Source organism: Streptomyces sp. NRRL S-495 (genome assembly GCF_000966955.1).
Lineage (GTDB): Bacteria > Actinomycetota > Actinomycetes > Streptomycetales > Streptomycetaceae > Kitasatospora > Kitasatospora purpeofusca.
The window spans coordinates 1-20,935 of record NZ_JZWY01000535.1 but is presented as its reverse complement, the minus strand read 5'-3'; the positions used below and the strand labels follow the sequence as shown (position 1 = coordinate 20,935).

The window sequence follows — 20,935 nt, the reverse complement described above, 5'->3', positions numbered from 1 at the left end:
CCTGGGGCCTCCGACCGCCCGACCGACCGGCCGACCGCCCGACCGGCCCGGACGGCCCCGAGGTCGGCTCCGACGATCCGGAGATCGCCGCCGCCCTGCTCGCCGCCGGCGAGCGCGCCCGCGCCGCCGGCAAGCCGCTGCTCCTCGCCCACCTGGCCCTCACCGACCTGCCGGACCGGCTGCGCCCCGGCGGCATCCCCGCCTACCCCGCCCCCGAGCGGGCGGTCCGGGCCCTCGCACACGCCGTCCACTACGCCGACTGGCGCCGCCGGATGGCCGAGGCCGAGGAGACCGCCAGGGTCCCCGAACTCGACCGGATCGACGAGACGGGCGCCCGCACCCTGGTCGACGCCGCACTCTCCACCCGCCCCGCGGTCGCCGCCCGCACCCAGCCCGGCGGGGCGCGGATCACCCTGCCCGACCCCGAGGCGGCCGCCCTGCTGGCCCGCTACGGCATCGACGTCTCGCCGACCCTGCCCGCCCCGGACGAGGAGAGCGCGGTGCGGGCCGCCGCGACCCTCGGCTACCCGGTCGCGCTCAAGGCCACCGCCCCGCACCTGCGCCATCGCCCCGACCTCGGCAGCGTCCGGCTCGACCTGACCGGCGAGGCCGGACTGCGCCACGCGCACCGCGAGCTGGACGAGCTGCTCGGCGGCGCCGCCCAGGCCGCGCTGGTGGTCCAGCGGCTCGCCCCCCGCGGCGTGGACACCGTGATCGGTGCCACCGTCGACCCGGCGGTCGGCGCGATCCTCTCCTTCGGTCTGGCCGGCGCCCCCGCCGAACTGCTCGGCGACGTCGCCCACCGACTGGTTCCGGCCACCGACCAGGACGTCGCCTCACTGGTCCGCGAGGTGCGGGCGGCGCCACTGCTGTTCGGCTGGCGGGGCGCCGAGGCGGTCGACACCGACGCCCTGGAGGAACTGCTGCTGAGGGTGTCCCGGCTGGTGGACGACCTGCCGGAGGTCGCCTCGGTGGACCTCGAACCGGTGGTCGTCGCCCCGCACGGACTGGCGATCCTGGGGGCGCGCGTACGCATCGCGCCCCTGCCGGTCCGCAGTGATCTGGGCCCGCGCGCCATGAGCACGCTGTAACCTTCCTTGGTTGCGTCCGGACCCGGGCGCCGTTGTCCGAAGCTCGGCGCCGTGCCGCCCGCTTCGTCGGCGGACCATGCCAGGATGGAGTTATGGCGAAGACCGGTACCACCACCACGCAGGACCTGCGTTCGGCGATCGAGCGCAGCGGCTACTACCCGGCCCTGGTGTCCGAGGCGGTCGAGTCCGCGGTGGGTCCCGAGCCGATCAGCTCCTACCTGGTGCACCAGGAGACCACCTTCGACGCCAACGAGGTGCGGCGGCACGTCACCGTGCTGGTCCTGACCCCGACCCGCTTCGTGGTCAGCCACACCGACGAGCAGACCGGGGACGGGAGCAGCCCCGCCGTCCCGCTCGCCACCACCTCCACCGAGAGCGTCCGGCTGGACCGGATCAACTCCGTGGTGGTCAGCCGGATGGTCGCCAACCCGGAGACCTACACCCCGGGCACGCTGCCCCGCGAGGTGGTGCTGACCATCGGCTGGGGCGCCGTCCAGCGGCTCGACCTCGAACCGGCCGGCTGCTCCGACCCGAACTGCGAGGCGGACCACGGCTACACCGGCTCCGCCACCGCCGACGACCTGTCGCTGCGGGTCAGCGAGGCCGGCGACGGACCGGAGACGGTGGCCCAGGCCCTGATCTTCGCCCGCGCCCTCTCCGAGGCGACCGTCACCAGCGGCCCCCGGGTCTGATCCCCCCGGACCGACCCGCGCAGACCCGCGCCGACCCGCACCCACCGCGCCGACCGGCGCCGCCCCGCACGGTCGCGCGCCGACCGCCGCCGACCCCCCGCCGTCCGGACACCGCCCGCCACGGGTCCGGACCGCTCCGGCCAGCCAGGAAGCCACCCCCGCCACCATGCCCTTCGCCCCCGACGGTCACGACGCCTTCGAGCTCCTCGACCCCGCCACCGCGCCCGCGCCGCCCTACGGCAGCGGCTCGCTCAGCGACCTGCTGCCCTCGGTGGCGGCCGGCCTCGGCGTGCCCGGCTTCACCGCCACGCTGCCGCTCGCGCCCGCCGACCGCGCGGTGGTCTTCCTGGTCGACGGCCTCGGCTGGGAGCTGCTGCTGCGCCACCCCGAGTACGCGCCGTTCCTCTCCTCGCTGATCGGCGGCTCGCTCGGCGGTACCGGCCGGCCGCTGACCGCGGGCTTCCCGTCCACCACCGCCACCTCGCTGGCCTCGGTCGGCACCGGCACCCCGCCCGGTCTGCACGGCCTGGTCGGCTACACGGTGGCGGTGCCCGGCGCCGGGTACCTGATGAACCAGCTGCGCTGGCAGCCGCCGACCGACCCGGCCGTCTGGCAGCCGTACCCCACCGTCTTCGAGCAGGTGCACGCCGCCGGGGTGGCCACCGCCCAGGTGTCCTCCCCGCTGTTCGCCCAGACCCCGCTCACCCGGGTCGCGCTCTCCGGCGGCACCTTCCTCGGCCGCACCACCGGCGAGGAGCGGATGGACCGGGCCGCCGCCTGGCTCGCCGAGCACGACCGCGCGCTCGTCTACACGTACGTCAGCGAACTCGACGGCGCGGGCCACCGCTTCGGGGTGGACTCGGACGAGTGGCGGATGACCCTGGACGCGGTCGACCGGCTGGCCCGCCGGCTCGCCGAACAGCTGCCCCCGCGCTCAGTGATGTACGTCACCGCCGACCACGGCATGATCGACATCGCCCCCGAGGACCGGATCGACTTCGACGAGGACTGGGAGCTCGGCGCCGGCGTCGCCCTGCTCGGCGGCGAGGGCCGCGCCCGCCACGTCTACGCCGTCCCCGGCGCCGCCGCCGACGTCCACACGGTCTGGAGCGAGGTGCTCGGCGACCGGATGTGGGTGGCCACCAGGGACCAGGCGATCGAGGCCGGCTGGTTCGGCCCCGCCGTGGACGACCGGGTCTACCACCGGATCGGCGACGTGGTCGCCGCCGCCCGCGACGACATCGCTGTCGTCGCCTCCCGCAACGAGCCCGGCGAGTCCGCGATGATCGGCCTGCACGGTTCGATGACCCCGGTCGAGCAGTTCGTGCCGCTGCTCGAATTCCGCCGCTGAACTCCCTCGATGTGAAAGGCCCTTGCACCACCCATGGCTGAACTGGTGTTCTTCTCCGGCACGATGGACTGCGGGAAGTCGACCCTCGCGCTCCAGATGGACCACAACCACGCCGCCCGCGGCCGGCAGGGGATCATCCTCACCCGCAACGACCGCGCCGGTGCGGCCACCATCTCCAGCCGGCTCGGTCTGCGCGCCGACGCGGTCGAGGTGGCCGACGAGTTCGACTTCCACGCCCATGTGGTGCACCGGCTCTCGGCCGGCGGCCGGGTGGACTACCTGATCTGCGACGAGGCCCAGTTCTTCAACCCCGGACAGATCGACCAGCTCGCCCGGGTGGTCGACGAACTCGACATCGACGTCTACACCTTCGGCATCACCACGGACTTCCGCACCCGGCTCTTCCCCGGTTCCCAGCGGCTGATCGAACTCGCCGACCGGGTCGAGGTGCTCCAGGTCGAGGCACTCTGCTGGTGCGGCGCCCGGGCCACCCACAACGCCCGCACCGTCGGCGGGGTCATGGTGGTCGAGGGCGCGCAGGTCGTCATCGGCGACATCTCGGTCCGCGAGGACGAGGTCGGCTACGAGGTGCTCTGCCGCCGCCACCACCGCCGCCGCCTGACCGCCGCCACCGCCCGCGCCGCCGTGCTCTCCCCGGACGTCCTCCCCTTCGAGGAGCAGCAGGCCTGAGCAGCGCGGTCAGCCCGCCCGCAGGACCGAGAAGTGCCCGCCGCGCGGGTCCGCCAGCCGGGCCGCCCGGCCGCGCGGCGTGTCCTGCGGTGTCACCAGCACCCGGCCGCCCAGCTCGACCGCCCGTCGGGCCGTCAGATCGACGTCGGCCACCGCGAAGTGGGTTCGCCAGCGCGGCGGGTGGCCGCGCCGGTCGTCGGGTGGCCGCGCAGGTCGTCGCCGCGCCGGATCCCGGCCACCGGCCGGCCGCCGACCAGCAGTGCCGACCCGCCCTCGGCCTCGGCCACCGGCACCCCGAGCACCGCGCGGTAGAACGCTGCCGCGCCGTCCGCGTCCGGGGTGAGCAGCTCCGTCCAGGCCGGTCCGCCCGGCCCCGGCCCGCTCTCCCGGCCGAGGTGCTCCTCGCCCTGCCAGAGTCCGAACACCGCGCCGGAGACGTCGGCCGCGATCGCCAACCGCCCGGCCCGCTCCGCCTGGAGCGGCCCGACCGCGACCGTGCCGCCGCACTCCCGCACCAACTGGGCCGCGCGGTCCGCGTCGTCCACCGCGAAGTAGCTGGTCCACTGCACCGGGAAGCCGTCCACCGCGGACACTCCGAGCCCGGCCACCGGCTCCTCGCCGAGACGGGCCCGGACGTACTCGCCGAGCTGCGCCGGTCCCGGGGCGAAGGTCCAGCCGAGCAGTTCGCCGTAGAAGGCCCGGGCACCGGGCAGGTCGTCGGTCATCAGGCTGACCCAGCACGGGGTGCCCTGGGCCAGCCGGAGTGTCAGCGCGGGCATGACAGGTCTCCTCAACGGGCGGTCGGCGCACGAAACGGCGCAGTGAGGGTGATGCTTCCACCGTGGCGCTCGTCGAACCCTCGGGCCGCGCGGAAAATCCGGCAAAGAGCGCACAAAGTGCGCCACCCCGCCGGGCGGCCCGGCCCTGCGCCAGAATGACCGCCATGACCACCAATCACGATGACTCCCCGCTGGTGTCGGTGACCGGTTTGCGGGAGTCGCTCGACTCCGGGCGCCCGCCGCTCCTGCTCGATGTGCGCTGGCAGCTCGGCGGTCCGCCCGGCATCGAGGACTACACCGCCGGCCATCTGCCCGGCGCCCGCTTCGTCTCCCTCGACACCGACCTCGCCGCCCCGGCCGGCCCGCCCGGGCGCGGCGGCCGCCACCCGCTGCCCGACCCGGAGGAGTTCGGCGCCGCGCTGCGCCGCCTCGGCGTCTCGGCCGACCGCCCGGTGGTGGTCTACGACGGCGCCACCTCGCTGGCCGCCGCCCGCGCCTGGTGGCTGCTGCGCTGGGCCGGCCACCCGGACGTCCGGGTGCTGGACGGCGGCTTCGCGGCCTGGCAGGAGGCCGGTCTGCCGGTCACCACCGAGGTGCCGCCCGCCGGGGACGGCGACTTCAAGCCGGTCCCGGGGCAGCTGCCGGTGGTGGACGCGGACGGCGCCGCCGCCTGGGCCCGGGAGGCGCTGCTGCTGGACGCCCGGGCGGGGGAGCGCTACCGGGGCGAGACCGAGCCGATCGACCCGCGCGCCGGCCACATCCCCGGCGCGGTCTCCGCGCCGACCACCGAGAACGTCGGCCCGGACGGCCGCTTCCGTCCGGCCGCCGAACTCGCCGCCCGGTTCCGGGAGCTGGGCGCGGGGGAGCGGGACACCGCCGTCTACTGCGGCTCCGGGGTGACGGCCGCGCACCAGATCCTGGCGCTGGCGGTGGCCGGTCTGCCGGCCACCCTCTACCCGGGCTCGTGGAGCGAGTGGTCCAGTGACACGGCCCGCCCGGTCGCCGTCACCGACCAGCCCGGCTGAGGCCGCGGACGCCGAAGGCGCGGACGACCGGGGTCGTCCGCGCCTTCGCACCGCTCTGCGGCCCTGCTGTTCCGAGGCCCCGCTCTACCGCGGTGCTACTCCTGCTTCTTGCGCCGGCTGCCGAAGACGATCTCGTCCCAGCTCGGCACGGTGGCCCGGCGCCCGGGCCGCACGCCGTCGGCCTCGGCCTGGCGGTCGGTGGTGCCGACCAGCCGCTCCCGGTGCGGTGCCACCGCCCGGGGCATCAGGATGTCCGCGTACGCCGAGCCGGCGCCGACCGCCGGGGCGGCCGCCGCGGGCTCCGCCTCCTCCTCGGCCACCTCGGCGGGGACCGGTTCGATCGGCGGCGGCGCGCCGACCGCGAGGTCGCCGCGGAAGGCGGGCACCACGTCCAGCAGGCTGGTCAGCGAGTCCCGGGACTCGGCCGTCGCCTCGCGGGACTCCCGGACCTCGCGGGCCGACATGATCCGGTCCGCCGAGGGCCGGTCGATCATCGGGCGCAGCGGCCGGTCGTGGGGGAGTCGGGCGATCCGCGGGATGAACGGGAAGACCGAATCCTCCTCGCGCTCGACCGATTCGCCGATCAGCGCGCGGGCCTCGTCGTCGTTGGGCTGCACCAGTCGCCGGGGCGGGTCGTACGTCCAGGCCGCGCTGCGGCCCTCGCCGTCGGCCCGGTAGGAGAGGATGACCTCCCAGGTGCCGTCGTCGCGCCGCCAGGAGTCCCAGCGCTCGGTCTCCTTCTCGGCGCCGCGCAGCGCCAGCCGCTCGGACACCGCCTCGCCCAGCTGCGGGCCGGGGGCCTCGCCGTGCCGGCGGATCGCGGTCTTGCGGGCCCGCTCGGCCATGAAGGCGCGCTCGGCCAGCACCGGACCCTCGAAGCGGCGGACCCGGTCGACGGAGATGCCGGCGGCCTGCGCGACCTCCTCGGCGGAGGCACCGGCTCGTATCCGCGCCTGGATGTCCCGGGGGCGGAGGTGGCTCTCGACCTCGATCTCGATCTGGCCGAGGCGTGGCCGGTCACCACGGATGGCGGCCCGGAGCCGCTCGTCGATGGGGAGGGTGTACTCCGTGCTGTCGGCAGCCTTGAGCACCAGCCGTGTGCCGTCGTTGCTGACGGCCACAACCCGCAGTTCGGGCACGGTTACCTCCCGGGTGGTGCCTGCCGACGTCACCTGCGTCGCTGCTCCCGTACTGAGTGTGGCCTGCCCACTGGCGACTGGCCACAACCTTGCTGAGTTCCCCGGCGTGTCGGGCTTACGCCCGGCCACGCCGCTGTGGCACGGTTGCCTTTTTGCCACGTCATCCGTCGACGTCGCGCCTGGGTGCCCCGACCGTCCTCGCACGTGGAGTAACGCGACGATCCGGGACCGGTTGTCGCCGTGCGCGCCTGGGCCACCGCTCCTTGTCAAGCTGCCGGTTGATAGGCAGTCGACAAGTCGACCTGGGCTCAGGCTTTACGAACAGTACTCCATTCGTGGCATCCGAAGGGGCGGCTCGCCGCTCAAGTCTCCCGCGATTCACGGGAATCTCAAGAGCGCACGACCCCAATGGCCGAGGATCGACCGCCGCACGGTGATCATCTTCACATATATCTCTCGCGAAGAACCGCATTTTCGCCCCTTGTGTCCTTCTTTGGGCAGGATGGAGTGACTTGTTCGAAGGACAGTCGTACGGACGCGAGGGATGTCGATGCCGGAGCAGAAGCCCGAACGGGGTGGAGCGGAGGAAGGTCGCAGGCGAATTGATCTGAGTGGGACTCAGGTCGCCGCCAGTGCGCTGGCCACCGTGGTGGGGGCGGTGCTCGCGTCCGAACTCGGGGTGTACGGAACCATTCTCGGCGCGGCGGTGGTGAGCATCGGCGCGACCACCGGTGGGGCGCTGTTCCAGCACCTCTTCCGGCGCACCGGGGAACAGCTGCGCGGCGTGGTCGACCGCACCGCCGGTCCGGGGCAGCTGGCGAACGGGCTGCGGCAGGCGCCGGAGCCGGACCGGGCCGAGCCGGCCCCGCCGCCGGGTTCGGCCGAGTGGAGCACGCCGCGGGTGGTCCGGGCGCGGCGCCGGTGGAGCTGGCGGACGTACGCGGCCGTCTCGGCCCTGGTGTTCACGGTCGCGATGGTGCCGATCCTCGCCTTCGAGCTCGCGACCGGCCGGCCGGTGTCGGCGACGGTCCAGGGCGAGTCGGGCACCGGCACCTCGCTGGGCGGCCGGGTCGACCGCAAGCCGTCGGGCGACGCACCGCCCTCCGGGCCGGCCGCCGTGCCCTCGCCCTCCGCCGGCCGGGACGGCGGCGCCTCCGGGCGGCCGAGCCCCGGCGCCCGTCCGGGCTCGGAGGGGGAGGGTCCGTCCTCCGCCCCGACGGCCTCCCCGTCCTCCGGTGCGTCGGGCGGCTCCGGCGCGACGCCGTCCGCGCCGGCCTCCGGCACCCCCTCGGCCCGCCCCTCGGGCGAGCCGTCCGCGTCGGCCACGCCCTCGGCGCCGTCCGGCGGCGGGAGCGCCTCCGCGAAGCCGTCCGGCGGCGCGACCCCGAAGCCCCCGGAGCCGAGCACCGCCGTCGTCCCCCCGCCGGCCCCGGAGCCGGCGGGGACGCCCAAGGCGCCTCAGGCACCCCAGGCGCCCCAGGCGTCCCAGGGCTCCTAGGCGCCCAGCACCCGGCGCAGGTAGTCGTTGCCGAAGCGGCGGTCCGGATCGAGCTCGTCGCGCAGTGCGGTGAACTCCGCGAAGCGCGGGTAGACCCCGGCGAGGTACTCGGCGTCCCGGGTGTGCAGCTTGCCCCAGTGCGGCCGGCCGCCGTGCTCGGTCATCAGCCGCTCCACCGCCGTGAAGTACCCCTGCTCCGCGGTGCCCCGGTAGAGGTGGACGGCGATGTACGCGGTGTCCCGGCCGTGGGCGGTGGAGAGCCAGACCTCGTCGGCCGGGGCGAACCGCACCTCGACCGGGAAGCTGATCCGCCAGCGGGACCGCTCGACCATGGTCCGCAGCTCGCGCAGCACCTCGCCCACCGAGGCGCGCGGCACCGCGTACTCCATCTCGACGAAGCGCACCTTGCGGGGGCTGGTGAAGACCCGGTGGGCGGTGTCGGTGTAGCTGCGGTCCGACCAGGCGCGGCTGGCCAGCGCGGCGATCGTCGGCACCGAGGCGGGGAAGCGGCGCCCGACCCGGCAGGCGCCCTCCCAGACGGTGTTGGAGAGGAAGTCGTCCTCCAGCCACTCCTTGAACCGGGGCAGCGGCGCGGCCGGGCCCTGGCTGCGGTTGTTGCGCTTGGTGGAGCAGCGGTCGGTGTGCGGGAACCAGTAGAACTCGAAGTGCTCGTTGACGGCGGTGAGGTCGTCCAGCCGGTGCAGCACCTCGTCGAAGCGCATCGGCTGTTCGTGCGCGGTGAGCAGGAAGGCCGGTTCGACGGCGAGGGTGAGCGCGGTGATCACGCCGAGCGCGCCGAGGCCGAGCCGGGCGGCCTCGAACAGCTCCGGGTTCTCGGTGGGGGAGCAGTGCCGGACGCTTCCGTCGGCGAGCACGATCTCCAGCCCGCGGATCTGGGCGGCCAGCGACCCGGAGTCCCGGCCGGTGCCGTGGGTGCCGGTGCTGGTGGCGCCGGCCACGGTCTGCACCTCGATGTCGCCCATGTTGGTGAGCGAGAGGCCCGCGGCGGCGAGCAGCCGGTTGAGCCGGTGCAGGGGAAGTCCGGCCTCGACGGTGACGGTGCCGTTCTCGTGGTCGATCCCGCGCACGGCGGTCAGGCCCTGCGGCCGGACCAGGACGCCGTGGCCGGCGGAGGCGATCGCGGTGAAGGAGTGGCCGGCACCGACCGCCTTGACGGTCTCGCCCCGGTCGGCGGCGCGCAGGATCTCCTTGGCCAGTTCCTCCGCACTGCCGGGGGTGACCACCCGGGCGGGGACGGTGCTCTGGTTGCCCGCCCAGTTGGTCCAGCGGGTGCGGGTCGCGGTACTGGCCTGGGGCATTGCGGCGCCTCCTGCTCCGTGGCCGAACGGGTGTCGGCTCACCTCAATCCCTACCCGCGGGTAGGCCGCGGGTAGGGAGGAGGGTAAGGCAGGTCAGCGTCCGAGGTCCACGGTTTCGGCGGACGCGGGACTGCCCGGCTCGGCGTCCAGCCCGGCCCGCAGCCGCTTGAGTCCGGCCGCCGCCGTCAGCACGCCGAACACCCCGGCGGTCAGCGGCACCCAGTAGCCGGCGGCCGCTCCCGCGGCGTCGACCGTCCAGCCGCCGACCGAGGAGCCGACCGCGACACCGATCGCCAGCCCGGTGGTCGTCCAGGTCATGCCCTCGGTCAGCTGGGCGGGCGGGACCAGCCGCTCGACCAGGGCCATCGCGGTGATCAGGGTGGGGGAGATGGCGATGCCCGCGATCAGCAGCGCGCCGCCGACCGCGACCAGGCCGCCGACGCCGCTCACCGACTCGGCGACCAGCAGCAGCGGCACCATGCTGACCGCCATGAAGACCACCCCGCCGAAGAAGCGGCTCGCCATCGACCCGGTGAGCTTCAGGGTGCCGAACACGAAGCCGGCCATGCAGGAGCCGAGCGCCCAGAGCGCCAGGATCACGCTGGAGATCGCCTTGTGGCCCTGGTCCTCGGCGTAGGCCACGGTCACCACCTCGACCGAGCCGAAGATCGCCCCGGTGGCGACGAAGGTCAGCACCAGGACGATCAGGCCGCTGTTCAGGATCGCGCTGCGGNCCGGTGTGGGTGTGCGCGGGGTGCAGCGGCGGCTCGGTCCGCCGCTGGGCGGTGAACAGGGCGATGCCGACGGCGAGGAAGATCCCGGCGAGCAGGACGCCCGCCTCGGGGAAGACCGCGGTGGCCAGTCCGATCGACAGGATCGGGCCGACGATGAAGCAGACCTCGTCGACCACCGCCTCGAAGGAGTAGGCGGTGTGCAGCTTCGGCGCCTCGTCCCGGTAGAGGTGCGCCCAGCGCGCGCGGACCATGGCGCCGGTGCTGGGCATCCCGCCCATGCCGACGGCGAAGACGAACAGCGTCCAGGTCGGCGCCGAGAAGTGGGCGCAGAGCAGCAGTCCGGTCGCGGCGGCGATCGTGATGACGGTCGCCGGCACGGCGACCCGGCGCTGCCCGTGCCGGTCCACCAGCCAGGAGACCATCGGCCCCAGGACCGCCGCCGAGACCGCCAGCGTCGCCGACACCAGGCCCGCGATGCCGTAGGAGCCTCTCAGCTGGGAGAGCATCGTGACGATGCCGATGCCGGTCATCGAGATCGGCAACCTGGCTATGAAGCCGCTGGACGAGAAGGCCAGAGTGCCGGGGGCGGCGAATATCTGGCGGTAGCTGGACAGCACGGGAGCTCCGCAAATCGGGGGTAAGGGACGAGGCTGGTAACGACAGCTTACGAACCTTGGCAATCGGTATTTTCCGGACACCGGGCGCCGTCCCGGCATCGGCCCCCGGGCCCACAGTGGCAGGATCGGTCCCATGTCCGACGCGCGCAACACCTCCCGCACCGGCGCCGCCCCGTACGACGCCCTGCTGCTGCTCTCCTTCGGCGGGCCCGAGGCCCCCGAGGACGTCGTGCCGTTCCTGGAGAACGTCACCCGGGGCCGGGGGATCCCCAAGGAACGGCTCCGGGAAGTGGGCAAGCACTACTTCCTGTTCGGCGGCGTCAGCCCGATCAACGAGCAGAACCGCGAACTGCTGGCCGCGCTGCGCAAGGACTTCGCCGAGCACGGCCTCGACCTGCCGGTCTACTGGGGCAACCGGAACTGGGCGCCCTACCTGGTCGACACCCTGCGCGAGCTGGCCGCCGACGGGCACCGCCGGATCGCCGTCCTCGCCACCAGCGCCTACGCCGGGTACTCCGGCTGCCGCCAGTACCGGGAGAACCTCGCCGACGCGCTGGCCGCCCTGGCCGCCGAGGGCCTGCCGGAGCTCCGGGTCGACAAGCTGCGGCACTTCTACAACCACCCCGGCTTCGTCGAGCCGATGACCGAGGCCACGCTGGCCGCCCTGGACCGGCTGCCCGAGGAGGCCAGGGCCGGCGCCCGGCTGGCGTTCACCACCCACTCGATCCCGGACGCCATGGCCGAGACCTCCGGCGCCCCGGACGACCCGGCCCGGGGCCGCCCCGGCGGCGCCTACGTCGCCCAGCACCTGGACGTGGCCCGGCTGGTCGCCGACGCCGTCGCCGGGCGCACCGGAGTCGCGGACCGCCCCTGGGAGCTGGTCTTCCAGAGCCGCAGCGGCGCCCCGCACATCCCGTGGCTGGAACCCGACATCTGCGACCACCTGGAGGCGCAGCACGCCGACGGCGCCCCGGCCGTGGTGATGGTCCCGATCGGCTTCGTCTCCGACCACATGGAGGTCAAGTACGACCTCGACACCGAGGCGACGGCCAGGGCCGCCGAACTGGGCCTGCCGGTCGCCCGGGCCGCCACCGTCGGGGCCGACCCCCGGTTCACCGCCGCCGTCCGCGAACTCGTCCTGGAGCGGGCCGCCGCCGAGCGCGGCGAGCCGGTGTCCCGCTGCGCCCTGGGCGCCCTCGGCCCCAGCCACGACGTCTGCGCGGTGGCCTGCTGCCCCAACCCGCGCGCACCCCGCCCGGCCGCCGCCGAGCACTGACCGCCGCCGAGCACCGACCGTCGCCGAGCACCGACCGCCCCGTTCCGGAGGAGAAGACCGTGTCCAGCCCCGCCGTGCCCGACCCTGCCCTGCTCGACGAGCTGCTCGACGTCGCCCTGGACGCCGCCCGCCGGGCCGGGGCGCTGCTGCTCGACGGCCGGCCCGCCGACCTCGGTGTGGCCGGTACCAAGAGCAGCCCGGTCGACGTGGTGACCGAGATGGACCTGGCCTCGGAGAAGCTCGTCCTGGAACTGATCACGGCCCGCCGGCCCGAGGACGGCTACCTCGGCGAGGAGGGCGCCGAACGGCCCGGCACCAGCGGTGTGCGCTGGGTCGTCGACCCGCTGGACGGCACCGTCAACTACTTGTACGGGCTGCCGTCCTGGGCGGTCAGTGTGGCCGCCGAGCTGGACGGGCGCGCGGTGGTCGGGGTGGTGTACGCCCCGGCTCGCGGCGAGCTGTTCCACGCCGTGATCGGTCGCGGGGCGCACCGGGACGGACAGCCGCTCTCCACCCGCCCGGCGCCGCCGTGGGGCCAGGCGCTGATCGGCACCGGTTTCGCCTACGTCCGGGAGGTGCGGGTGCGGCAGGCCGAGGTGGTGCTCGCCCTGATGTCGGAGGTGCGCGACATCCGTCGGGCCGGCGCCGCGGCCGTGGACCTCTGCGACGTCGCGGCGGGCCGGCTGGACGGCTACTACGAGCGCGGCCTGGCCGCCTGGGACCGGGCGGCGGGCTGCCTGATCGCGGCCGAGGCCGGTGCCCTGGTCGGCGGCCGCCCCGGGCACGGCCCGGACGGCGAGCTGACCGTGGCCGCCGCGCCAGGGGTGTACGAGCCGCTCCAGGAGCGGCTGGCCGCCCTGCGCGCCTGGGCGGACCGGGCGGCGCCCACCGGGTGACCCGGACCGGGTCCCCCCGTCGGGCCGCCCTTCCCGGGCGGACCCGGCGGGGGACGCCCGGGCAGCGAAGAGCCCTGACATACGGGGGATGCCAGGGCCTGGGTTTTCGCACGGCCCCCGTAGGGCCGCTGGTGCCGGAGGTCCGGCGACGGGTCGGGCGGTCGGAGGATCAGGCGGCGGTGCGGTGGCGTTCCAGCACCGTGTCCACGCCGTGCTCGGCGGCGAGACGGCGCAGATCGTCCAGCTCGGACTGTTCCACCTCGGCGAGGAACTCGTCCCCGGCCTCGATCGCGCGGTGCAGGTCCTGCTCGGCGTTGGCGATGCGCTGCAGGATTCCGGCGGTGAAGGCGTCCATACGGGCCCCCTTACTGTGTCGGACGTGCACGGTCGTGCGCCCCCTGCCCCAGGTGTGCGGTAGCCAGCGGAAGCGTCCGATCCGGTTCGGTGAAGATGTCCGGTCGGGCGCGGAGACGGCCCTCGGCCGCTCCCGTGACGCCCCGAGCCCCAGGGCCGGCGCGGATGAACGCACGGCGGGTGGGTGCGATCGGCTCAGAAACCGGATCGCGGGTGTGCAGCTGTCCTCCCCGCCCCCGGGGCGGGGAAACCTCCCGCCGCGAGAAAGTTGCCCGCGTCACAGTCCAATCGGACTGTTCCCGCCACGAACCCCGCCACGAACCCCGGCGGCGGACCCTGGTGCGGACCCCGGCCGCGGACCCGCCGGGCGCCCGGTGCCACCTGCGGGCGGACCTGCCTCCGGGGCAGCTTATCGCTGCTTTACCGCAGGACCAGGCAGGATGGAGCCACCTTCGGAGCCGTGCGTCCGCCTCCGGGGCCGGCCTGGAGAAGGGACAACGACCGTGCGGGTTCTCGTCGTCGAGGACGAGCAGTTGCTCGCCGAGGCAGTCGCCACGGGTCTGCGCCGCGAGGCGATGGCCGTCGACGTGGTGTACGACGGGGAGGCCGCGCTCCAGCGCATCGCGGTCAACGACTACGACGTGGTCGTCCTCGACCGCGACCTGCCGCTGGTGCACGGCGACGACGTCTGCCGCAGCGTCGTCGAGCAGGGCCTCGCCACCCGGGTGATCATGCTGACCGCCTCCGGCGACATCAGCGACCGGGTCGAGGGCCTGGAGATCGGGGCGGACGACTACCTTCCGAAGCCGTTCGCCTTCAGCGAACTCGTCGCCCGGGTCCGCGCCCTGGGCCGCCGTGCCACCGTCCCGCTGCCCCCGATCCTGGAACGGGCCGGCATCTCGGTCGACCCGGGCCGCCGCGAGGTCATCCGGGACGGCCGCCCGGTCCAGCTCGCCCCCAAGGAATTCGCCGTCCTGGAGGTGCTGATGCGGGCCGGCGGTGCCGTCGTCTCCGCCGAGCAGCTGCTCGAGAAGGCCTGGGACGAGCACACCGACCCGTTCACCAACGTCGTCCGCGTCACCGTGATGACCCTGCGCCGCAAGCTCGGCGACCCGCCGGTGATCGTCACCGTGCCCGGTTCCGGCTACCGGATCTGACCGGACCCGCCCCCACCCGCGCCCGCCCCGGCGGACGCCCCGAGAGGACCATCATGACCACCCCGCCCTCGGCCGGCGGGCCCTCCGGCGCGCCCTCCGGCGGGCGCGCCGTGCCCGGCACGCCCGTTCCGCCCAGGCCCCCGCACCCGCCGCGCGCCCCCCGACTGCACCAGCCCGAGAGCTACGTGCCCGGCGACGGCATGCTCGCCTGGCTGCCCTTCCGCCCCACCATCCGGATCCGGCTCACCCTGCTCTACGGCGGGATGTTCCTGATGGCCGGGGTGGTGCTGCTGCTGCTGATGTACGTCTTCGTGCGGCAGGCCATGCAGGACGTCCGGCCGCAGACCCTGGACTTCGGACCGGGCGGTGTCCGGGTGAACGGCACCTGGATGAGCACCGAGGGGTTCAACCAGTACCTGGCCACCATCCACACGGACAAGGCCAGCACCGCGCTCAACATGCTGCTGCGCAAGACCCTCACCATGCTGGTCTGCCTGGCCGCGATCGCCTTCGCGGCCGGCTACGCGATGGCCGGCCGGGTGCTGCGCCCGCTCGGCCGGATCACCCGCACCGCCCGCGAGGTCGCCTCCTCCGACCTGCACCGGCGGATCGAGCTGGACGGCCCGGACGACGAGCTCAAGGAGCTCGCGGACACCTTCGACGACATGCTGGAGCGGCTGGACCGGTCCTTCGACTCCCAGCGCCGCTTCGTCGCCAACGCCTCGCACGAGCTGCGCACCCCGCTGGCGATCAACCGCACCCTGCTGGAGGTCCAGCTCTCCGACCCGGCGGCCTCGGCCGACCTCCAGCAGCTCGGCAAGACCCTGCTGGCCACCAACGAGCGCAGCGAGCAGCTGGTCGAGGGCCTGCTGCTGCTCGCCCGCAGCGACAACGAGCTGACCGACCGCCGCCCGGTGGAGCTGTCCGAGGCCGCCACCCGGGCGCTGGAGCAGACCAGGGCCGAGGCCGTGAAGCGCGAGGTCGACCTGCGCGCCTCGCTGCACCCGGCGATGGTCGCCGGCAACGGCATCCTGCTGGAGCGGATCGCGCTCAACCTGCTCCAGAACGCCGTCCGCTACAACTCCCCGGACGGCTGGGTCGAGATCACCACCGCCCCGGTCCCCGGCGGCGGCGAGCTGGTGGTCTCCAACACCGGCCCGGTGGTGCCCGGCTACGAGCTGGAGCACATCTTCGAGCCGTTCCGCCGGGTCAAGGGCGCCGACCGCACCCGCAGCGACAAGGGGGTCGGCCTCGGCCTCTCGATCGTCCGCTCGGTGGTCCGGGCGCACAACGGCACCATCGAGGCGACCCCGCGCGCCGGCGGCGGCCTCACCATGCGCGTGCGCATCCCCGGCATCTAGCGGGCGCCCCCGGACACCCTCCCGCACCCGTGCCCACCGGACGGCTCCCGGAGCCGTCACGACCCCCTCACGGCCCTCCTGGGGCCCGTCCGCCGCCCGGGGCGGGCGACCTCCGTACGCCGACCGTTCCCAGCCGCCCCCGCCAGGCCTGTCAAGACGACATAAGCCCTGGCGGGGGCGGCTTGTCTTTTCCGGTCCGGGCAACTTACGGTGTCGTAACCTACGCAACCGTAAGTGCGGCTGCCCAGTACTCCGGTGTGCCCGTCCAACGCGCTCCTCCGGCGCGTGACCTCCCCCAGGAGCCAGATCCGTGACCATCGCCCCCGTGCAGCGCAGTACCTCGCTCGGTTCGAGCGCCTGGACCGACGCGCGACTGATCCTGGCCCTCGAAGAGGTCGTCGAGAAGGAGCTCGACCGCCACCTCAAGGTCGCCAAGGAGTGGATGCCGCACGAGTTCGTGCCCTGGAGCCGGGGGCGCGACTTCCCCGGTGTGCTGGGCGGCGAGGCCTGGGAGCCCGGCGACTCCAAGGTGACCCCGCTCGGCCGGGTCTCGCTGGTGGTCAACCTGCTCACCGAGGACAACCTCCCGAGCTACCACCACGAGATCGCGACCATGTTCGGCCGCGAGGGCGCCTGGGGGACGTGGGTGCACCGCTGGACGGCGGAGGAGGGGCGGCACGGCATAGCCATTCGCGACTACCTGCTCACCACCCGGGCCGTCGACCCGGACGAGCTGGAGCGGGCGCGGATGTCCCACATGTCGGAGGGCTTCGTGTCCGACAACGCGCACAGCATGCTGCAGTCGGTCGCCTACGTGGCCTTCCAGGAGCTCGCCACCCGCATCTCGCACCGCAACACCGGCCACTACGCCGGCTGCCCGCTGGCGGACCAGCTGCTCGCGAAGATCGCCAACGACGAGAACCTGCACATGGTCTTCTACCGCAACCTGCTGAAGGCCGCCCTGGAGATCGCCCCCGACCAGGCCATGCGCGCCGTTGCCGACGTGGTGACCGACTTCCGGATGCCGGGCCACGGCATCCCCGGCTTCGAGCGGGCGGCCGCCCAGATCGCCCTCGGCGGCGTCTACAACCTCCGCATCCACCACGACGACGTGCTGCAGCCCGTGCTGCGCCACCTCAAGGTGATGGAGATCGGGGGCCTCGGTCCCGAGGGCCTGCAGGCCCAGGAGGAGCTCGGCGTCTTCCTCGACGGACTGGACGCCCAGGCGACCAAGTTCGACGAGCGGCAGGCGGCCCGGCTGGCGCGGATCGCGGCCCGGAAGCAGTAGGCGCGGCGGCGGGCACCCCTCCGGAGGCTCCGACGGGGGCTGCGGCAGACGTACTGGCTTGGGCGGATTTTCCATGTTTTGCCCGGCCCGGGGGTGAACGTGACCAAGCTCACACCGTGTCGCTCCAGGGGATGGGGCAACCCCGGAGAGTGATCATCGTCCCGATCGCTCCGATCGCCGTCCGTGAGCGGAACGGCGATCGGAGGCGGGGCGAAGGATTGGCTCTCCGCCCTGGTGGGCAAGGGAATTGGCGGGCGCGCGGCGGACCTTCGCTCACGGAGCGTGTCCGTCGGGCGCCCGCCGACGCGCTCCGGCGATGGCCCTGGGTGAGGCGTCGAGGGCCCAAGTGGATCATCCCGGCGGACCCCCGGCTGAGTGTCGATTGAGTAACAGGGCTTGAAGTAAGGCAAAATCTCCGCCTCGGGTCGGGCACAAGACCGACCCCCCATGCGTTACGTGCGCTGGAGATACCGCACACACCGCACAACCCGGAGGGGGAGAGCGAAAAATGGCTACCGACTACGACACCCCACGCAAGACCGACGATGAGCTCAACGAGGACAGCATCGAGGAGCTCAAGGCCCGCAGGAACGACAAGGGCGGCAACGCGGTCGACGTCGACGAGTTCGAGGCGGCCGAGGGCATGGAGCTCCCCGGCGCGGACCTCTCGAACGAGGAACTCTCCGTCCGGGTGCTGCCGCGGCAGGCCGACGAGTTCACCTGCATGAGCTGCTTCCTGGTCCACCACCGCAGCCAGCTGTACAGCGAGAAGAACGGCAACCCGATCTGCCGGGACTGCGGCGCCTGAGGACCAGGGCGTCATGACTCGGGCCTCGCGGTGTCCGCGAGACCGGTGCGACGCCCCTTCCGGCCCCGGGCAGCGGGGCCGGACGGCAGCTCCGGCGTCCGTCCCGACGGACGCACCAGTCATACGGACGGATGGAAACGCGTCTCCCGGAGACGCCGAGGGACGGTACCGCCTCGCGGTACCGTCCCTTTCCGTCTTTCCCGTCCGTCTTTCCCGGACCGGACCGGGCGTTCCCCGGTGGGGCCCCGCTCAGGCGCGGGTGTTCCGGCGGGCCTCTTCCAGGGCCTCGGCGAGCTTCATCGGCGAGCGGGTGGAGAGGTAGAGGTAGGGCGTCGGGTCGGCCGGATCGCTGACCTCGACCCGGAGTGCGGTCGGCACGTAGCTGCGCAGCAGCATGAAGGCCCGCGGGTCGGCCTTGGGGCCGCGCCAGGCGGCGGCCTCGGCCGGACCGAGCGCGTGGGCGGAGCCGAGGGCGTCCACCGGGATCCGGGCCGTGCCGGCCACCAGGGAGCCCTGGACCACCCGGATCCGGGCGGAGCCGTAACTGTTGATCGCGGCGGCGCCGGCGGCGATGCCGACCACCAGCCCGACCAGGGCGCCCACCGCGCTGACCCGCAGCAGGATCAGGGCGAGCGTGAGGCCGAGCAGGACCGGGAACAGCCACCAGGAGCGCGGCGCGGTGAGGCGTTCGTCGTACATGCCCCCCATTGTGGGCGTCGATACACCGGGCTCCGGACGCAACCCCCGCTCCCGGCACGGCTACCGGTCGGTAGGGTGGGGCGCCGTGACCGGTTCGACTGCCCCCACCGCGCCCCCCACCGCGCCCCTGACCCCCGCCGCCCCCAGCGAGTCCGCGCCCCCGGCCCACCCGGCGTCGCCCGCGACGCCCCCGCCGGAGGCCGTCCTCCCGCCGCGCGCGCCCGAGGCCCCGGCCCCCGGCACCAGCCTCGGCTCCCACTACGAGCACTGCTTCGGCTGCGGCCCGCAGCACCCCGGCGGACTGCGGATCGACGCGGTCGCCGGGACCGGCCTCGACGTCACCGCCGAGTTCACCGTCCGCCCGGAGCACCAGGGCGGCCCCGGGCTGGCCCACGGTGGCCTGCTGACCACGGCCATGGACGAGACCCTCGGCACGCTCAACTGGCTGCTGCACGTCCCCGCCGTCACCGGCCGGCTGGAGACCGACTTCCTGTCCCCGGTGCCGGTCGGCTCCACGCTGCACCTGCGGGCCTGGATAACCGGTGCGCACGGCCGGAAGATCTACAGCGCCGCCGAGGCGCGGATCGGTGGCCCCGACGGCCCGGTCGCCGTGCGCGCACGGGCACTCTTCATCCAGGTGAAGCTGGAACACTTCACCAAGCACGGTCGTCCCGAGGACATCGAGAAGGTCCTCGACGACCCCGACCTGATGCAGCGCGCCCGAACCTTTGAGGTGAACCCTTGAGCAGCACCCCCCGCGAGCCCCTCGACGTCCTGATCCGCCGGCTCGACCCCGAGCTGCCGCTGCCCGCGTACGCGCAGCCCGGCGACGCCGGCGCCGACCTGCGGACCACCGTGGACGCGGAGCTGGCCCCCGGCGAGCGGGCGGTGCTGCCCACCGGCATCGCCGTCGCGTTGCCCGACGGCTACGCCGCGTTCGTCCACCCCCGGTCCGGACTGGCAGCTCGTTGCGGCGTTGCTCTGGTGAACGCCCCAGGGACGGTCGATGCCGGGTACCGTGGAGAGATCAAGGTGATCGTCGTCAATCTGGATCCGCGCGAGGCGGTCAGCTTCCGCCGAGGGGACCGGATCGCCCAGCTGGTCGTCCAGCAGGTCGAGAAGGCCCGCTTCCACGAAGTGGCCGAGCTGCCGGGGTCGGCACGGGCCGAGGGCGGGTTCGGGTCGACCGGTGGTCACGCCGCGGTCTAGGCTGCCCGCGGCCTCGCAGGAAGCCGAGCAGGTATTCGCATCGGTCTTGGACCGGGAAGGACAGTGACCGTGTTCCGTCGTCGCCAGAAGAGCGAGGACGCTGTCGAGCAGCTCGCCGACGACGCCATCAGCGCCGACGAGACGGCCGATGACGTCGAAGGTTCCGCCGAGAGCGAGAACGTGACCGTGGACCCGACGGACCGGGTCGGTCTGCCGCCGGCTCCGCGGCCGGACGGTCCGTGGGACCACTCCGAGCTGGAGAACCCGGAGGAGGGCCGCGTCGACCTCGGCGGCCTGCTGGTCCCCGGTGTCGAGGGCATGGAGCTCCGGGTCGAGGTGGCCGGCGACGCGATCGTGGCCGCGACCCTGGTCCTCGGCAGCAGCGCCATCCAGCTTCAGGCCTTCGCGGCCCCCAAGTCGGAGGGCATCTGGGGCGAGGTCCGTGAGGAGATCGCCAACGGCATCACCTCGCAGGGCGGCCTCGTCGAGGAGGAGGAGGGCCCGCTGGGCTGGCACCTCCGCGCCCAGGTCCCGGTGCAGCTGCCGGACGGCACGCAGGGCGTGCAGCTGGTGCGCTTCGTCGGCTGCGACGGTCCGCGCTGGTTCCTGCGCGGTGTCATCTCCGGCCAGGCCGCCGTCCAGCCCGAGATGGGCGGGATCCTGGAGCAGGTCTTCCGGCAGACGGTCGTCGTCCGCGGCGAGACCCCGATGGCGCCCCGCGACCCGATCGTGCTGAAGCTCCCCGAGGACGCGCAGATGGTCGCCGACGGCGGCGGCGCCGTCGCGGCCACCGGTGAGGGCCCACCGGTGAGGGCGAGAACCGCTTCGGCGGCACCTCGATCGACCCGTTCGCCCGCGGCCCGGAGATCACCGAGGTCCGCTGAGTACAGCGCCCCAGTACGCCGATCGCCCCCGCCCGGACCACCGGGCGGGGGCGATTTGCTTCTGACGG

Annotated in this window: 19 protein-coding genes and 2 pseudogenes; 15 read left to right on the top strand and 6 right to left on the bottom strand. The window is 74.0% G+C overall.

Features of this window, described 5'->3' with window-relative positions; all coding sequences use genetic code 11:
* From VR45_RS26325 to VR45_RS26310, 4 genes are all read left to right on the top strand, one after another.
* Positions 1-1,091, top strand: a 1,091-nt coding sequence (locus tag VR45_RS26325; RefSeq protein ID WP_045942322.1) for an acetate--CoA ligase family protein, incomplete at its 5' end; no start/stop codon positions are given.
* Positions 1,092-1,183: 92 nt separating this feature from the next.
* On the top strand, positions 1,184-1,783 hold the full coding sequence (locus VR45_RS26320; RefSeq protein WP_030396568.1) for a DUF5998 family protein: 600 nt from the start codon (positions 1,184-1,186) through the stop codon (positions 1,781-1,783).
* A 166-nt stretch (positions 1,784-1,949) separates the two neighbouring features.
* Positions 1,950-3,134 carry a nucleotide pyrophosphatase/phosphodiesterase family protein gene (locus tag VR45_RS26315; RefSeq protein WP_045942321.1) on the top strand — a complete coding sequence of 395 codons (1,185 nt, stop codon included), beginning with the start codon at positions 1,950-1,952 and terminating at the stop codon, positions 3,132-3,134.
* A gap of 33 nt (positions 3,135-3,167) precedes the next feature.
* The gene (locus VR45_RS26310) at positions 3,168-3,824 is read left to right on the top strand and encodes a thymidine kinase (RefSeq protein ID WP_045942320.1); all 657 of its coding nucleotides are present in this window, start codon (positions 3,168-3,170) and stop codon (positions 3,822-3,824) included.
* Between the two features lie 9 nt (positions 3,825-3,833).
* Here VR45_RS26310 and VR45_RS26305 read toward each other — a convergent pair whose 3' ends face one another.
* Positions 3,834-4,769: a VOC family protein gene (locus tag VR45_RS26305; protein ID WP_199926002.1), complete on the bottom strand. Its 936-nt coding sequence runs from the start codon at positions 4,767-4,769 to the stop codon at positions 3,834-3,836.
* Between VR45_RS26305 and VR45_RS26300 the strand changes: the two genes are divergently transcribed.
* The gene (locus tag VR45_RS26300) at positions 4,768-5,628 is read left to right on the top strand and encodes a sulfurtransferase (protein ID WP_045942319.1); all 861 of its coding nucleotides are present in this window, start codon (positions 4,768-4,770) and stop codon (positions 5,626-5,628) included. The two genes, VR45_RS26305 and VR45_RS26300, sit on opposite strands and share 2 nt — an antisense overlap.
* 95 nt (positions 5,629-5,723) lie before the next feature.
* On the opposite strand, the gene sepH is transcribed toward VR45_RS26300, so the two are convergent.
* Complete coding sequence (gene sepH, locus VR45_RS26295; RefSeq protein ID WP_078896846.1) at positions 5,724-6,800, bottom strand: septation protein SepH; 1,077 nt, start codon at positions 6,798-6,800, stop codon at positions 5,724-5,726.
* A gap of 646 nt (positions 6,801-7,446) precedes the next feature.
* Between sepH and VR45_RS47225 the strand changes: the two genes are divergently transcribed.
* Positions 7,447-8,265 (top strand): hypothetical protein, encoded by an 819-nt coding sequence (locus VR45_RS47225; protein WP_159394360.1) that lies wholly within the window; start codon positions 7,447-7,449, stop codon positions 8,263-8,265.
* On the opposite strand, the gene VR45_RS26285 is transcribed toward VR45_RS47225, so the two are convergent.
* Together VR45_RS26285 and VR45_RS44465 are read right to left on the bottom strand one after the other, a co-directional pair.
* Positions 8,262-9,584, bottom strand: coding sequence for a D-arabinono-1,4-lactone oxidase (locus VR45_RS26285; RefSeq protein WP_045942316.1), 1,323 nt, complete (start codon positions 9,582-9,584; stop codon positions 8,262-8,264). The two genes, VR45_RS47225 and VR45_RS26285, sit on opposite strands and share 4 nt — an antisense overlap.
* Before the next feature lie 93 nt (positions 9,585-9,677).
* Positions 9,678-10,935, bottom strand: a pseudogene (locus VR45_RS44465) (MFS transporter).
* A 133-nt stretch (positions 10,936-11,068) separates the two neighbouring features.
* Between VR45_RS44465 and VR45_RS26275 the strand changes: the two are divergent.
* Positions 11,069-12,211, top strand: a complete 1,143-nt coding sequence (locus VR45_RS26275) for a ferrochelatase (protein WP_045942315.1) — start codon at positions 11,069-11,071, stop codon at positions 12,209-12,211.
* A 74-nt stretch (positions 12,212-12,285) separates the two neighbouring features.
* The gene (locus tag VR45_RS26270; protein WP_045942326.1) at positions 12,286-13,107 is read left to right on the top strand and encodes an inositol monophosphatase family protein; all 822 of its coding nucleotides are present in this window, start codon (positions 12,286-12,288) and stop codon (positions 13,105-13,107) included.
* 169 nt (positions 13,108-13,276) lie between these two features.
* Here the strand turns inward: VR45_RS26270 and VR45_RS26265 are convergent, their stop codons facing one another.
* Positions 13,277-13,462, bottom strand: coding sequence for a hypothetical protein (locus tag VR45_RS26265; protein ID WP_030301315.1), 186 nt, complete (start codon positions 13,460-13,462; stop codon positions 13,277-13,279).
* Positions 13,463-13,964: 502 nt separating this feature from the next.
* On the opposite strand from VR45_RS26265, the gene VR45_RS26260 reads away from it, so the two are divergent.
* The 4 genes from VR45_RS26260 (at position 13,965) to VR45_RS26245 (ending at position 18,075) form a co-directional block, all read left to right on the top strand.
* Positions 13,965-14,618, top strand: coding sequence for a response regulator transcription factor (locus tag VR45_RS26260; RefSeq protein ID WP_030396557.1), 654 nt, complete (start codon positions 13,965-13,967; stop codon positions 14,616-14,618).
* Between the two features lie 200 nt (positions 14,619-14,818).
* Positions 14,819-15,979, top strand: coding sequence for a HAMP domain-containing sensor histidine kinase (locus VR45_RS26255; protein WP_045942325.1), 1,161 nt, complete (start codon positions 14,819-14,821; stop codon positions 15,977-15,979).
* Positions 15,980-16,289: 310 nt separating this feature from the next.
* Positions 16,290-17,267 (top strand): acyl-ACP desaturase, encoded by a 978-nt coding sequence (locus VR45_RS26250; RefSeq protein ID WP_199926001.1) that lies wholly within the window; start codon positions 16,290-16,292, stop codon positions 17,265-17,267.
* 508 nt (positions 17,268-17,775) lie between these two features.
* Positions 17,776-18,075 carry a DUF4193 domain-containing protein gene (locus VR45_RS26245; protein ID WP_030396554.1) on the top strand — a complete coding sequence of 100 codons (300 nt, stop codon included), beginning with the start codon at positions 17,776-17,778 and terminating at the stop codon, positions 18,073-18,075.
* Positions 18,076-18,324: 249 nt separating this feature from the next.
* Here the strand turns inward: VR45_RS26245 and VR45_RS26240 are convergent, their stop codons facing one another.
* Positions 18,325-18,783 carry a DUF3093 domain-containing protein gene (locus VR45_RS26240; protein ID WP_045942314.1) on the bottom strand — a complete coding sequence of 153 codons (459 nt, stop codon included), beginning with the start codon at positions 18,781-18,783 and terminating at the stop codon, positions 18,325-18,327.
* Between the two features lie 118 nt (positions 18,784-18,901).
* On the opposite strand from VR45_RS26240, the gene VR45_RS26235 reads away from it, so the two are divergent.
* The 3 genes and pseudogenes from VR45_RS26235 to VR45_RS26225 all read left to right on the top strand — a co-directional run bounded on the left by VR45_RS26235 (position 18,902) and on the right by VR45_RS26225 (position 20,867).
* Positions 18,902-19,519: a PaaI family thioesterase gene (locus VR45_RS26235; RefSeq protein WP_045942323.1), complete on the top strand. Its 618-nt coding sequence runs from the start codon at positions 18,902-18,904 to the stop codon at positions 19,517-19,519.
* Positions 19,516-19,983, top strand: a complete 468-nt coding sequence (gene dut, locus VR45_RS26230; RefSeq protein ID WP_045942313.1) for a dUTP diphosphatase — start codon at positions 19,516-19,518, stop codon at positions 19,981-19,983. The genes VR45_RS26235 and dut overlap by 4 nt, the downstream gene beginning before the upstream one ends.
* Before the next feature lie 69 nt (positions 19,984-20,052).
* Positions 20,053-20,867 (top strand): annotated as a pseudogene (locus tag VR45_RS26225) (DUF3710 domain-containing protein).
* Positions 20,868-20,935: the final 68 nt, after the last annotated feature.